General features: G+C 60.8%; 14 protein-coding genes. 4 read left to right on the top strand and 10 right to left on the bottom strand.

Features of this window, described 5'->3' with window-relative positions; translation table 11 throughout:
• Nucleotides 1-52 precede the first annotated feature (52 nt).
• Genes ACWHXD_RS05930 through cmoB form a run of 4 tightly spaced genes read left to right on the top strand, consistent with a single transcriptional unit; the run spans nucleotide 53 to nucleotide 2,833 of the window.
• Nucleotides 53-442, top strand: coding sequence for a protease inhibitor I42 family protein (locus ACWHXD_RS05930; protein WP_138761369.1), 390 nt, complete (start codon nucleotides 53-55; stop codon nucleotides 440-442).
• 1 nt (nucleotide 443) lies between these two features.
• Nucleotides 444-1,100, top strand: a complete 657-nt coding sequence (locus ACWHXD_RS05925; protein WP_138761368.1) for a lysoplasmalogenase — start codon at nucleotides 444-446, stop codon at nucleotides 1,098-1,100.
• A 36-nt stretch (nucleotides 1,101-1,136) separates the two neighbouring features.
• A complete protein-coding gene (gene cmoA / locus ACWHXD_RS05920) occupies nucleotides 1,137-1,880 on the top strand; it encodes a carboxy-S-adenosyl-L-methionine synthase CmoA (RefSeq protein ID WP_014717080.1) in 744 nt (247 codons plus the stop codon).
• On the top strand, nucleotides 1,877-2,833 hold the full coding sequence (cmoB, locus tag ACWHXD_RS05915; RefSeq protein WP_499083608.1) for a tRNA 5-methoxyuridine(34)/uridine 5-oxyacetic acid(34) synthase CmoB: 957 nt from the start codon (nucleotides 1,877-1,879) through the stop codon (nucleotides 2,831-2,833). The genes cmoA and cmoB overlap by 4 nt, the downstream gene beginning before the upstream one ends.
• 138 nt (nucleotides 2,834-2,971) lie before the next feature.
• Here the strand turns inward: cmoB and tadA are convergent, their stop codons facing one another.
• The 10 genes from tadA to lptF form a co-directional block, all read right to left on the bottom strand.
• Entirely contained in the window at nucleotides 2,972-3,472 is a 501-nt protein-coding gene (tadA, locus tag ACWHXD_RS05910; protein ID WP_032893402.1) for a tRNA adenosine(34) deaminase TadA, read from the bottom strand.
• Nucleotides 3,472-4,854 carry a multicopper oxidase family protein gene (locus ACWHXD_RS05905; RefSeq protein WP_138761366.1) on the bottom strand — a complete coding sequence of 461 codons (1,383 nt, stop codon included), beginning with the start codon at nucleotides 4,852-4,854 and terminating at the stop codon, nucleotides 3,472-3,474. The genes tadA and ACWHXD_RS05905 overlap by 1 nt, the downstream gene beginning before the upstream one ends.
• Before the next feature lie 224 nt (nucleotides 4,855-5,078).
• Complete coding sequence (gene pdxJ, locus ACWHXD_RS05900) at nucleotides 5,079-5,822, bottom strand: pyridoxine 5'-phosphate synthase (RefSeq protein ID WP_003188860.1); 744 nt, start codon at nucleotides 5,820-5,822, stop codon at nucleotides 5,079-5,081.
• A gap of 51 nt (nucleotides 5,823-5,873) precedes the next feature.
• A complete protein-coding gene (recO, locus tag ACWHXD_RS05895; protein ID WP_032893405.1) occupies nucleotides 5,874-6,563 on the bottom strand; it encodes a DNA repair protein RecO in 690 nt (229 codons plus the stop codon).
• A 167-nt stretch (nucleotides 6,564-6,730) separates the two neighbouring features.
• Nucleotides 6,731-7,633 (bottom strand): GTPase Era, encoded by a 903-nt coding sequence (gene era / locus ACWHXD_RS05890; RefSeq protein ID WP_028618988.1) that lies wholly within the window; start codon nucleotides 7,631-7,633, stop codon nucleotides 6,731-6,733.
• Entirely contained in the window at nucleotides 7,626-8,315 is a 690-nt protein-coding gene (rnc, locus tag ACWHXD_RS05885) for a ribonuclease III (protein ID WP_003188856.1), read from the bottom strand. The genes era and rnc overlap by 8 nt, the downstream gene beginning before the upstream one ends.
• A 144-nt stretch (nucleotides 8,316-8,459) precedes the next feature.
• Nucleotides 8,460-9,314, bottom strand: a complete 855-nt coding sequence (gene lepB, locus ACWHXD_RS05880; protein ID WP_003188855.1) for a signal peptidase I — start codon at nucleotides 9,312-9,314, stop codon at nucleotides 8,460-8,462.
• 5 nt (nucleotides 9,315-9,319) lie between these two features.
• Nucleotides 9,320-11,119, bottom strand: a complete 1,800-nt coding sequence (lepA, locus tag ACWHXD_RS05875; RefSeq protein ID WP_029297480.1) for a translation elongation factor 4 — start codon at nucleotides 11,117-11,119, stop codon at nucleotides 9,320-9,322.
• Between the two features lie 257 nt (nucleotides 11,120-11,376).
• Entirely contained in the window at nucleotides 11,377-12,456 is a 1,080-nt protein-coding gene (gene lptG, locus ACWHXD_RS05870) for an LPS export ABC transporter permease LptG (RefSeq protein WP_138761365.1), read from the bottom strand.
• A complete protein-coding gene (gene lptF / locus ACWHXD_RS05865; RefSeq protein WP_003188848.1) occupies nucleotides 12,449-13,567 on the bottom strand; it encodes an LPS export ABC transporter permease LptF in 1,119 nt (372 codons plus the stop codon). Before lptF ends, lptG begins: the two co-directional genes overlap by 8 nt.
• Nucleotides 13,568-13,593: the final 26 nt, after the last annotated feature.

The following is a 13,593-nucleotide window of genomic DNA, read 5'->3' as shown; positions in this document are numbered from 1 at the left end:
TTGTCTCATCTTCGGTTATGCTCCCCCTTCGTCGTGTATTAACGGAGCCTTCATGACCGCTGCCCGCCTGTTTCTCCCCTTGAGCCTTGCCCTGCTGGCCGGATGCGCCAGTGCCCCTAAGCAAAACGTCAGCGTGGACAACCAGAGCGCCTGCCCGCTCCAGCTTGAAAACGGGCAAAACCTGATCCTCACCCTGCCCAGCAACCCCACCACCGGTTACCGCTGGGCCATCCAGGACTCCGCGGGCGGCGTGTTGCGCGCCTTGAGCCCCGAGGTCTACAGCAGCACCGAATCCGGCGTGATCGGCGGTGGCGGCCAGTCCACCTGGCGCTTCCAGGCGTTTGCCAAAGGGCAAGGGCGTTTGCGCCTGACGTCCCAGCAACCTTGGGAGCCGGAGGCCGAACCTGTCGAAACCTTTGACTGCACCATTACGGTGAACTGATATGCCCTGGCTGATCCTTGCCTTGATGAGCGCCGGCACCTTTGTCTACGGCCTGGCGACCCACGCGACGCTGCTGTGCCTGTTGGTCAAGCCACTGCCGGTGCTGGCGCTGCTGGGTTGGCTGCATGACGCGCCGCCCACCGAATATCGACGCTGGATCAGCCTGGGGTTGATTTTCTCCCTGGTGGGCGACGTGTTGCTCGCCTGGCCGGGCGACTTGTTTATCTTTGGCCTGGGCGCGTTTCTGTTCGCGCATCTGGCCTATCTCAAAGCCTATTTCAGTGACTGTCGGCGCTTAGCCTTGCTGCCACTGGTGCTGGCCCTCGGCGTGGGCGCAATCTTGCTGAGCATCCTGATCGCCCACGGCCTCGGAGAATTGCTGATACCCGTGGTGGTTTACGCACTGGTGATCAGCGCCATGCTCTGGCGTGCGTTGGCGCGACTGGGCAGCCAGGTGCCCAAACGTTCGGCATGGCTGGCGGCGGCGGGTGCGGTGTCGTTTGTGGTATCCGACGCGCTGATCGGCATCAACCGGTTCGTGCTGGCGTTCGAGGCAGCGCCGTATTTACTGATCGCCACCTACTGGCTCGGGCAGTGGGGCATCACCGCCTCGGCTTTCCATCAGACAACCCGCGCATCCGAGGAGCAACTTGGCTAAAATGCCGGCCTTTCCCCCATCGTCGCCGGAACAGCCGTGAGCAAAGAACCCGATCGCCTATTCGCCCAGCCCCTGCCCCAGGTGCCGGACTTCGCCTTTAACGAGGATGTGGTGCGGGTGTTCCCGGACATGATCAAGCGCTCGGTGCCGGGTTACCCCACCATCGTCGAAAACCTCGGCGTGCTGGCCGCGCAATTTGCCCAGCCGGGTAGCGTGCTGTATGACCTGGGTTCTTCCCTGGGCGCCGTGACCCAAGCCCTGCGTCGCCATGTACGCACCGAGGGTTGCCGGGTAATCGCTGTGGATAACTCGGCCGCGATGGTCGAGCGCTGCCGCGAATACCTCAATGGCCAAGACTCGATGTTCCAGGAGTTGCTGCCCGTGGAGGTGATCGAGGGCGATATCCTTGCCTTACAATTCAAGCCTGCCTCGGTGGTGGCGTTGAACTTTACCCTGCAATTTATCGCCCCCCAGGAGCGCCTGGCGTTGCTGGGGCGCATTCGCCAGGCGCTGCTGCCGGGCGGGGCGTTGATCCTGTCGGAAAAGCTGCGCTTTAACGATGTTGAAGAGCACGCACTGCTGACCGACCTGCATATCGCCTTCAAGCGCGCCAACGGCTACAGCGAACTGGAAATCGCCCAGAAGCGCAGCGCCATCGAAAACGTCATGAAGCCCGACAGCCTCGAAGAACACCGCGAACGCCTGCTGGCGGCCGGGTTCTCGAAAGTCGTGCCGTGGTTCCAGTGTCTTAACTTTGCCTCGTTGATTGCCTTGCCATGATTGATTTGTCCCCCCTCGCCCGCCATCTGGTCGGCACTCCCCTGGCCGTGTGGGCCCAGGGCCTGCAAGCGCAGCTCGATAGCAAGATGGAAAAGGGTCATGGCGACCTGGAGCGCTGGCAGAGTGCGTTGGATGCACTGCCGAAGATCCAGCCCAGCGAAGTCGACCTGTTGAATGGCCTGGTGCTCGACACTGATTGCGACGACGCCACCCGTGAGCAAATGCACACCGCCTTGATGGGCCTGAGCCCGTGGCGCAAAGGGCCGTTCCATCTGTTCGGCGTGCATGTGGACACCGAGTGGCGTTCGGACTGGAAGTGGTCGCGGGTGGCGCCGCACCTGAACCTCAAAGGCAAGCGCATCCTCGATGTGGGCTGCGGCAACGGCTACTACATGTGGCGCATGCTCGGCGCCGGGGCCGACAGCGTGATTGGCGTGGACCCCAACTGGCTGTTCTTCTGCCAGTTCCAGGCGGTGCAGCGTTACCTGTCCGAGCCCAAGGCCTGGCACTTGCCGTTCCCGTTCGAAGACTTGCCGGCGAACCTGGAAGGCTTTGACACGGTATTTTCCATGGGGGTGTTCTACCACCGCCGCTCGCCCATCGAGCATTTGCTGGCGCTGAAGGACACCTTGGTGAAGGGCGGCGAGCTGGTGTTGGAAACATTGGTGGTGGACGGCGATCAGCAACAAGTGCTGGTGCCGGAAGACCGTTACGCGCAGATGCGTAACGTGTGGTTCCTGCCGTCGGTGCCGGCGTTGATGCTATGGCTGCGCCGCGCCGGTTTCAGTGATGTGCGTTGTGTGGATGTGAGCGTGACCACGGTTGAGGAACAGCGTGGAACAGAGTGGATGAAGTATCAGTCGCTCAGTGACTTCCTCGACCCTGAAGATCACAGCAAGACCATCGAAGGGCTGCCGGCGCCGATGCGAGCGGTGATCATCGCGCGCAAATAACCCGCCGATCTTCTTGAATAAAGGGAGATCAAACTGTGGGAGCGGGCTTGCTCGCGAATGCGGTGTGTCAGTCAAAGATAATGTGACTGAAACACCGCATTCGCGAGCAAGCCCGCTCCCACATGGGTTTTTTCAGCGTTAGTTAGATTGTGGTTTGGCTCGGCGGGCTTTGAAGAACTCGCTGAGGACAGCCCCACACTCCTCGGCCAACACCCCACCTTCAAACAACACCCGATGGTTAAGAAAACCCTGGGTAAAAAACTGCCCCTGGCTCTGCACGATTCCCGCCTTCGGCTCCAACGCGCCATACACCACCCGCGCCACCCGCGAATGCACGATCAGCCCCGCACACATGCTGCACGGTTCCAGCGTCACGTACAGCGTGCTGCCCACCAGCCGATAGTTGCTGATCGCTTGCGCAGCGGCGCGGATCGCGACCATTTCGGCATGGGCGCTGGGGTCGTTGCCGCTGATGGGGCAGTTGAAACCGCGGCCGATGATTTCACCGTCCTGCACCAGCACGGCGCCCACCGGCACCTCGCCCAATGCCGCGCCTTGGGCGGCGAGCGCCAGGGCTTCGCGCATAAAGTCTTGGTCGCGGCTGCGGTCGATAATCGCGGCGGGGCGAATCTGGCGCATCACGCCACCTCGATGGCGGCCATCAGGCCGGTTTCCATGTGGTCGATCACATGGCAATGGAACATCCACACCCCGGGGTTATCCGCCACCAAGGCCACGCGGGCGCGTTCGTTCTTGCCCAGCAGGTAGGTGTCGGTGAAATACGGGATCACCTTGTGGCGGTTGGACGCGAGCACCTTGAAGCTCATGCCGTGCAGGTGGATCGGGTGCTGGTACTGGGTCATGTTCTTCAATTCGAAAATATAGCTCTTGCCCTTTTCCAGCTTGGCAATCGGGCGGTCGGCGCAGGTCTTGTCGGTGATGTCCCAGGCCTGGCCGTTGATCTGCCACAGGCTCGGCGGCTTGCCGTTCTCGACATTGACCGACACCGAGCCGACCCATTCGAAATTGAAGTTGAGTTTCTCGGCATTGGCCAGGTCTGGCTCGGCAACCGGGTTGGCCGGCAATGCCGGCGGCCACACGGTAGGCGCGTCGGTATTGGCGACCGAGCGGAAGGTGCCAAGACGCACCGGGCCGTTGCGCAGCGACAGTTCTTCGCCCGCCGGCGGTGCCTTGATCGCCAGGCAAATGCGCATGCCCGGGCCCAGCCAATATTCCTTGCCCAGCGGGCGCGGCTCGATGGGGTTGCCGTCCAGAGCATAGATCTGCGCTTCGACCCCGGGAATATTGAGACGATAAGTCAGGGTGTTGTCGAGGTTGAGCAGGCGCACGCGGGTGATTTGCCCGGCAGGCAGATCGATGACCGCCTGGGGCACGCCGTTGATGCTCGAGAGGCGCCCGGCCGTGCCGCCACGCGCCGCTTCACGGGGGATGCTGAATTCGACAAACTCGCCCTGTTCGTCGATGTGCCAGTTCTTCAGGCTCAAGGTGCGTTCGTACTTGAAACCGGTGGGTTCGCGCTCTTCCACGATCAACGGGCCGACCAGGCCACGGCCGAGTTCTTCACTGCTGCTGACATGGGGGTGGTACCAGTAACTGCCGGCATCGGGCACGCGGAATTTATAGTCGAAGTATTCGCCAGGCAGCACCGGCAATTGCGAGACGTAGGGCACGCCGTCCATTTCCAACGGCAGGCGGATACCGTGCCAGTGGATGGTGGTGGCGACTGGCAGGTGATTGATAAAGCGTACCCGCAGCCATTCGCCTTGGCGCACCCGCAACTCAGTGCCCGGCGCCGAAGGACCGAACGCCCAGGCCTGGGTCTTGTGCCCCGGCACCAACTCTACGTCCAGGGGGGCGGCGATCAGCTCGTAATCGTGCCCGGCCTCGGACTCAGCGACTTTCCCCAGCCAGTAGCGGTAACCACCGCCGGCACCGACGCCTACTACGGCCAGGCCAGCAAGACCACCCAGGATTTGTCGACGGGAAAAGGATCGGGACACAACAACCTCGCGTATCTGCCGCAGGCCAAGGGCCCGCAAAGGGCAGATACGATACACCTGCGCCGGCTAAACAGTAAGGCTTCGCATTGCCGCATGCCAAAAACACGACGGCTCATCCTGTGGGAGCTGGCTTGCCTGCGATTGCGGTGGGCCTGCTACGAATGCGTCAACTGACACTCCGCTATCGCAGGCAAGCCAGCTCCCACATTGATCTTCATTGGTTATTAATGCTTGGCAGCGGCCAAAATCAGGGCTTTCATCTCGGCCACCGCGCCTTTGAAACCAACGAACAGCGCGTGGGCCACCAGCGCATGGCCGATGTTCAGCTCGTTGATGCCTTTGATTGCGGCTACGGCTTCGACGTTGTGATAGTGCAGGCCATGGCCGGCGTTGACGATCAAGCCTTCGTTGAGGCCGCAGTTCACGCCGTCGATGATGCGTTGCAGTTCGTCGGCCACTTCGGTCGGCGTGGTGGCATCGGCATAACGGCCAGTGTGCAGCTCGATCGCAGGGGCGCCGACACGGCGGGAAGCTTCGATCTGGCGTTCGTCGGCGTCGATAAACAGCGAGACTTCACTGCCGATCCGCGACAAGCGCTCCACCGCAGCCTTGATCCGCGCTTCCTGGCCGGCGACGTCGAGGCCGCCTTCGGTGGTCAGTTCCTGGCGGGTTTCCGGTACCAGGCAGATATGCGCCGGGCGGATGCGCTCGGCGAACGCCATCATTTCTTCGGTGACGCCCATTTCGAAGTTCATGCGGGTTTGCAGCACGTCCTTGAGCAGCAATACGTCACGCTCCTGGATGTGACGGCGGTCTTCGCGCAGGTGCACGGTGATGCCGTCGGCGCCCGCTTCTTCGGCGTCCAGCGCGGCCTTGACCGGGTCAGGGTAACGGGTGCCCCGGGCCTGGCGCAGGGTGGCGACGTGGTCGATGTTGACGCCAAGAAGAATGCGATTGCTGGTGGTCACGGAAGCGCTCCTGAAAAGGGAAAGAATCGGTGCACAGCATACACGGGGATGTCAGGGCTTTCGAAACAACTCGCGACTGACCAGCGGCCGCCCGCCCAGATGCACGGCCAGGGCCTGGCGCATCAGGCGCTTGGCCGCAGACAGCGCGCCGGGAGCGTGCCAGTCGGCTTCGCTCATGGCCAACAGTTCGGTGCCCTGGAACAGACCGGGCTGCAGCAGGTACACACGCTCAAGCCCCGCATCGACTTGCAGGCGATACATGCCATCGGCGGCGATGGGCTCGCCGTGCAAGTCGTTGGCCAGTTCGAAGCCGTAGCCAAGGTCGTCGAGCAAACGCCATTCGAAAGCGCGCAGCAACGGCTCCAACGGACGGCCTTCAGCGAGGGCCAGCAAGGTGGCAGCGTAGTGATCGAAGACCGCCGGGTGCGGGTCTTCGGCGGGCAACAGGCGGATCAGCAGTTCATTGAGGTAAAGGCCGCTGAACAGCGCATCGCCATTCAGCCAGGCCGAGGTGCCGACGCTTTCCAGGCGGCCGACGTTTTTCAGCTCGCCCTTGCCGCGAAACTCCACGTCCAGCGCCACGAACGGCCGCGCCAAGGTGCCAGCCTTACCGCGCGCGCTGCGCAAGACTGCACGCAGGCGGCCTTGGGGCGTGAGGAAGTCCACCAGCGCGCTGGTTTCGCGGTAGGCGCGGCTGTGCAGGACGTAGGCGAGTTGGCTGGGGGGTTGAGTTGAGGACATAGGCTCTCGCTGCTGGAATGCGATTGTGACAACAACATAAACCTAATGTGGGAGCGGGCTTGCTCGCGAAAGCGGTGGGTCAGCCAATACATGTACCGACTGAAGAACCGTCTTCGCGAGCAAGCCCGCTCCCACATTTTTCGTCCTGCTGTGTGACTGGAGGCCGATTACAGGTCGCCGTAGCCCAGGGAGCGCAACGCACGCTCATCATCGGACCAGCCACCCTTCACCTTCACCCACAGGTTGAGCATGATCTTGGAGTCGAACAGCAACTCCATGTCCTTGCGCGCTTCGGTGCCGATGCGCTTGATGCGCTCGCCCTTGTCGCCAATGATGATCTTCTTCTGGCCGTCACGTTCGACGAGGATCAGCGCATGAATGTGCAAGGTCTTGCCCTGCTGCTTGAACTCTTCGATTTCAACGGTGATCTGGTACGGCAGTTCGGCGCCCATCTGGCGCATGATTTTCTCGCGCACTAGTTCGGCGGCGAGGAAGCGGCTGCTGCGGTCGGTGATCTGGTCTTCCGGGAAGAAATGCTCGTTCTCCGGCAGGTGCTCGGCGATCACGCGCTCCAGGGCTTCGAGGTTGTGGCCGTGCTGGGCCGAGATCGGGATGATCTGGGCGTTCGGCAGTTGTTCCTGCAGCCAGCTCAGGTGCGGCATCAGCTCGGCTTTGTCTTCGATACGGTCGGTCTTGTTCAACGCGACGATCAACGGGCCGGTCACGTACTGCACACGCTCGAGAACCATCTGGTCTTCGTCGGTCCACTTGGTGCGGTCGACCACGAAGATCACCACGTCGACGTCTTTCAACGCCGCCGAGGCGGTCTTGTTCATGTAGCGGTTCAGGGCTTTCTCGCCGCCTTTGTGCATGCCAGGGGTATCGACATACACCGCTTGCACGTTGCCTTCGGTCTTGATGCCCAGCATGTTGTGGCGGGTGGTCTGGGGCTTGCGCGAGGTGATCGCAAGCTTCTGGCCGAGGATGTGGTTGAGCAGCGTGGACTTGCCCACGTTCGGGCGGCCGACGATGGCAACATAGCCACAGCGTGTTGCGGTTGAATCAGTCATGGCCATTCTCCACGCCCAGGGCAATCAGTGCTGCAGCGGCCGCTACCTGTTCGGCAATACGACGGCTCACACCCTGACCTCGGCTTTTTTCGTTCAATAAGGTGATTTCACATTCCACGAAGAACACCCGGCAATGGGGCTCTCCCTGGATATCCACCACTTCGTAGCGTGGCAGTTCGCAACCGCGCGACTGCAGGTATTCTTGCAGGCGGGTCTTGGGATCCTTGTTGGTATCGACCAGCGTCAGGCTTTCGATTTCCGAGGCCAGCCAGGCGACAACGCGCTCCTTGGCCGTCTCCATGCCTGCATCGAGGTAGATCGCACCGATCAAGGCTTCCAGGGCATCAGCCAGGATTGACTCGCGACGGAAACCGCCGCTTTTCAACTCGCCGGAACCCAGCCGCAGGTACTCGCCCAGGCCGAAGCCTCGGGCCAGCACGGCCAGGGTCTCGCCTTTTACAAGGCGTGCGCGCAGGCGCGAAAGCTGGCCTTCTCGCGCTTGGGGGAAGCGCTCGAACAGCGCCTCGCCGGCGGCGAAATTGAGGATAGCGTCACCGAGAAATTCCAGGCGCTCGTTATTACGCCCTGCAAAGCTGCGGTGTGTGAGGGCAAGGACCATCAATTCCTGGTCCTTGAAGGTGTAGCCGAGCTGACGCTCGAGACGACTTAGAGAAACGGTCACGGTTTATCCATATCTAGTTGATGGCACCGGCGGCCATCGACGATTGACGCAGTGTTCAAATTAAAATCCTGATGGGTACCGGGCATCGGAAAATGTCCAAGCCCCAGAAAAGCATTCGGCGCTGTGTTCACAGCGCCGCTTGTATTACTTGATCAGCCCGACCCGCGAGAAGTTCGGCAGGTGGCTGAGCTTGGGTTCCGGCCAACTCATCCAGACCGCGAAGGCTTTGCCGACAATGTTCTCGTCGGGCACCATGCCCAGCAGGTCCTTGGGAATGTTGGGGTCATCCCAATAGCGGCTGTCGTTGGAGTTGTCGCGGTTGTCGCCCATCATGAAATAGTGCCCGGCAGGCACTTTCCACTGGCCATCCGGCATCGCACGGTAGCGGCTCATTTCCTTGCGGATCTGGTGCTCCACCGCGCCGAGTTTTTCCTGGTACAGCTCGGCGCTGCCCAAGGTATTCGGCTCGGCGCCCAACAGTTTCTCGGCCACCGACTCACCGTTGATGAACAGGCGCTTGTCGCTGGTGTAGCGCACCACGTCGCCCGGCAGGCCGACCACACGCTTGATGTAGTTGACGTTCGGGTCGCTTGGGTAGCGGAATACCATCACATCGCCGCGCTGCGGGTCACCCACCGGGATGACTTTCTTGTCGATCACCGGCAGGCGAATGCCGTAGGAAAACTTGTTCACCAGGATGAAGTCGCCCACGTCCAGGGTCGGTTTCATCGACCCCGAAGGGATCTGGAACGGCTCTACCAGAAACGAGCGCAGTACCAGCACGATGAACAACACCGGAAAGAACGACTTGCCGTACTCAACCAGCAAGGGCTCTTTGTTCAGCTTCTCGACCACCACCGCATCGGGCTGGCTGACGCTGCCCTGATAGGAAGCGATGGCCGCCCGACGACGCGGGGCGAAGAACACCAGATCGAGCAACGCCAGGAGACCACAGACGGCAACGGCAATGACCAGCAACAGCGGGAAATTTAGTGACATAGGACCTAACTATCCAACCTGAGCACCGCAAGGAAGGCTTCTTGTGGAATTTCCACGTTGCCTACTTGCTTCATGCGTTTTTTACCGGCCTTTTGCTTCTCAAGCAGCTTGCGCTTACGGCTTACGTCACCGCCGTAGCATTTGGCCAGTACGTTCTTTCTGAGAGCCTTGACGGAAGTCCGCGCAATGATCTGCCCGCCAATGGCGGCCTGGATCGCGACGTCGAACATCTGGCGCGGAATCAGTTCCTTCATCTTCTCGGTCAGTTGGCGACCTTTGTAGTGCGCGTTGTCCTTGTGCACGATCAGTGCCAAGGCATCTACCTTGTCGCCGTTGATCAGCACATCCAGTTTCACCAGATTAGCCGATTGGTAACGATCGAAATGGTAGTCCAGCGAAGCATAGCCGCGACTGGTGGACTTGAGACGGTCGAAGAAGTCCAGGACCACTTCGTTCATCGGCAAATCGTAGGTCACTTGCACCTGGGTACCGAGGAACAGCATGTCGTGCTGTACGCCACGCTTTTCGATACACAAGGTAATCACGTTGCCCAGGTGTTCCTGCGGCACAAGGATATTGGCGCGCACGATGGGCTCGCGCATGTCTTCAATGGAAGACAGGTCTGGGAGCTTGGACGGGTTGTCGACGTAAATCGTTTCACCGGTTTTCAGCGCCAGCTCAAAAATAACGGTCGGTGCAGTGGTGATCAGGTCCAGGTCGTATTCGCGCTCAAGGCGCTCCTGGATGATTTCCATGTGCAGCATGCCCAGGAACCCGCAGCGGAAGCCGAAGCCCAGGGCGTCGGAGCTTTCCGGGGTGTACTGCAACGACGAGTCGTTGAGGGTCAGTTTTTGCAGGGCTTCGCGGAAATCTTCGAAGTCATCGGAGCTGACCGGGAACAGACCGGCATAGACCTGAGGCTGGATGCGCTTGAAACCCGGCAGCACATCGACGTCAGGGGTGGAGCTCAAGGTCAGGGTGTCACCGACCGGCGCACCATGGATGTCCTTGATACCGGCGATGATGAAGCCTACTTCACCGGCTTTCAGGTCAACGGTGGCGGTGTGTTTCGGGTTGAATACACCGACGCTGTCCACCAGGTGGATCTTGCCGGTGGACTTGACCAAAATCTTGTCGCCCTTCTTCACCCGGCCATGGCGCACACGTACCAGGGAGACAACGCCCAGGTAGTTGTCGAACCAGGAGTCGATGATCAACGCTTGCAGCGGATCTTCGATGTTGCCGGTGGGGGCCGGAATGGTCTTGACCAGGCGCTCGAGCACTTCGTCGACGCCCAGGCCGGTCTTGGCGCTGCACTCGACGGCGTCGGTGGCGTCAATACCGATGATTTTTTCGATTTCTTCCTTCACCCGGTCCGGATCGGCTTGTGGCAAGTCGATTTTGTTCAGCACCGGCATCACTTCCAGGCCTTGCTCGATGGCGGTGTAGCAGTTGGCCACGGACTGGGCTTCAACGCCCTGGCCTGCGTCCACTACCAGCAACGCGCCTTCGCAGGCCGCCAGCGAACGGCTGACTTCGTAGGTGAAGTCAACGTGGCCCGGGGTGTCAATGAAGTTCAGCTGGTACTTGATACCGTCTTTGGCGGTGTAATACAGAGTAACGCTGTGGGCCTTGATGGTGATCCCGCGCTCGCGTTCGAGGTCCATGGAATCCAGTACCTGGGCTTCCATTTCACGCTCGGCAAGGCCACCGCACATCTGGATAAATCGATCGGCCAGCGTCGACTTGCCATGGTCAATGTGGGCGATGATGGAGAAATTGCGGATATGACTCAAATCACTCACGGATCAACACTCAAAAAGGCTGCAGGCAGATTGCCCGCTGAAAAATAGCCGGGAATTGTACCTGATGCTCAGGCCAGACGTCATCTTTGCTGACCAATACAAAAAAGCCCCGTTTCCACGGGGCTTGTTACTGTAGGAGCGAGCTTGCTCGCGAAGATCACCAACGATAACGCGCTTATCCTGGATAAACGCGGCGTTTCGTAGATTTTCGCGAGCAAGCTCGCTCCTACAGGGAGGGGCATTATGCGAGCGCGGCTTCAACCGGCCCGGCGCAGCAGCCAGAACCCGGCCACAGCACAAATGGCCGTGGGCACCAGCACCGCAAACAGCGGCGAGAAGCCGAATACCAGGCTTGAAGGCCCGAGCAAATCCTGGGCGATGCGGAAGGTGAAGCCCACCAGCACACCGGTAAATACCCGCTGGCCCAGGGTCACGGAACGCAATGGCCCGAAAATGAAGGAGATCGCCATCAACACCAAGGCGGCGGTAACCACTGGTTGCAAGACTTTCACCCAGAACGCCAGCCAGTAACGGCCATTGTTCAAACCCTGCTCCTTCAGGTAGTGGATATAGCTCCACAAACCGGAGATCGGCAGGGCTTCCGGCACCATCACCACGGTATTGAGCAATTCCGGCTTGAGGGCGATATCCCACTGTTCGGTCGGCACATTCACCACTTCGGTGCTGGACTGGGTGCCCTGGCCCACGTTACGAAAGTGCGTGGTGGTGACGTCGCTCAGTTGCCATTGTTCGCCACCGTACTGCGCGCGCTTGGCGAAGCTGGACGACAACATGTGCCGCTCTTTGTCGAAGGTGTAGCGGGTCACCCCGATCAACAAGCCACCCGGTTGCACGGCGTTGATGTGGATGAACTCGTCACCCTGGCGGTGCCACAGGCCGTGCTTGGCGCTTTGCGCATCGCCCGAACCCTGGGCCAGGGCGCGATTGGCCTGGGCGGTGGCTTCGGCCGGTGGCGCAACGTATTCACCGATCAGCACGCTGCACGCCATCAGCAGCAGCATCGGTTTCATGACCGCCCAGACGATACGGCCGATGGAAACCCCAGCGGCGCGCATGATGGTCAGCTCGCTGTTGCTGGCCAGGGTGCCCAGGCCGATCAGGCAGCCAATCAGCGCGGCCATTGGCATCATGTCGTAAAGACGACGCGGCGCGGTCAGTGCCACGTAGCTCAGCACGTCCGTGACGGTGTAAGTGTCGGTAACGTTGCCCACTTCATCAATGAAGGCAAACAGCAAGGCCAGGCCAAGGATGATGCCCAGTACCGCCAGGATGGCGATCAGTACGCTAATGCCGATGTAGCGATCAAGCTTAGCCACGAGCCAACTCCTTCAGGCCACGACGGCTCTTCATTTTCAAACGGATAGGTTCCCAATAGAGCAGCCCCAGGCCGATCATCAGGAAAACCCCGTGTACCCACCACAGGCCCAGGGCCGGCGGCAACTTGCCCTTCTCCAGGGAGCCACGGGCAGAAATCAGGATGGTCAGGTAGGCCATGTACAGCAGGATCGCCGGCAGCAACTTGAGGAAGCGCCCCTGGCGCGGGTTGACGCGCGACAGCGGCACGGCCATCAGGGTCACGATAAACACCAGCAGCGGCAGGGACAGGCGCCATTGCAGCTCGGCGATGGAGCGCAGTTCCGGGCTGCCGAACAGCGATGAGGTGGGCAGTGCGTCGCGGTCGGTGACCTCGTCACTGATCTCGGCCTTGGGCAGCATGACGCCATAGGTGTCGTACTTGATGGCGCGATAATCCGCCAGGCCCGGGCTGCCGTCGTAGCGGTAGCCGTTTTCCAGGATCAGGTAGCGGTTGCCATCGGGGCGGATTTCCTGGCGCCCGCTGTCGGCCACCAGGATGGTAATGCCACGGTCTTTCTGGTTCTGGCCGAGGTTCTTCTGGGAAATGAACACGCCGCCCAGGTTGGAACGGTCGTCGGTCATGGTTTCGGTGTAGGTCACCCGCGAACCGTCGCTGAGCGCCTGGAAGCGACCGGGCTCGAGGGTGTCGAACTCCGTCATCGCATCCTGCTTGTTCAGCAGCAGCTGGAATTGCATGGCCCCCTGGGGCGCCAGGCTCATGCTCAACCAGGCCACCACCAGGGCGACACCGGCGGCAGGCACCATGGTCATGGCCAGCAGGCGCTGCTGGCTCATGCCGGTGGCCGACAACACGGTCATTTCGCTTTCCAGGTATAGCCGGCCATAGGCCAGCAATATGCCAAGAAACAGGCCAAGCGGCAGGATCAACTGAAGCATGCCGGGCATCCGGTAGCCCATGATCAGGAACAGTGAGCCCGGATCCAGGGCGCCAGCGGCGGCTTGGGCCAGGAACTTGACGAAACGACCACTCATGATGATGACCAGCAACACCGCACTCACGGCACTCAGGGTCAACAGGACTTCGCGGGACAGATAACGGAAGACAATCAAACCAGACACTCCAGGGTTGTCAGGCT

This window comes from Pseudomonas fjordensis, assembly GCF_976987115.1.
The sequence above is the reverse complement of the archived record's forward strand: the minus strand, read 5'-3'. Positions and strand labels throughout refer to the sequence as shown.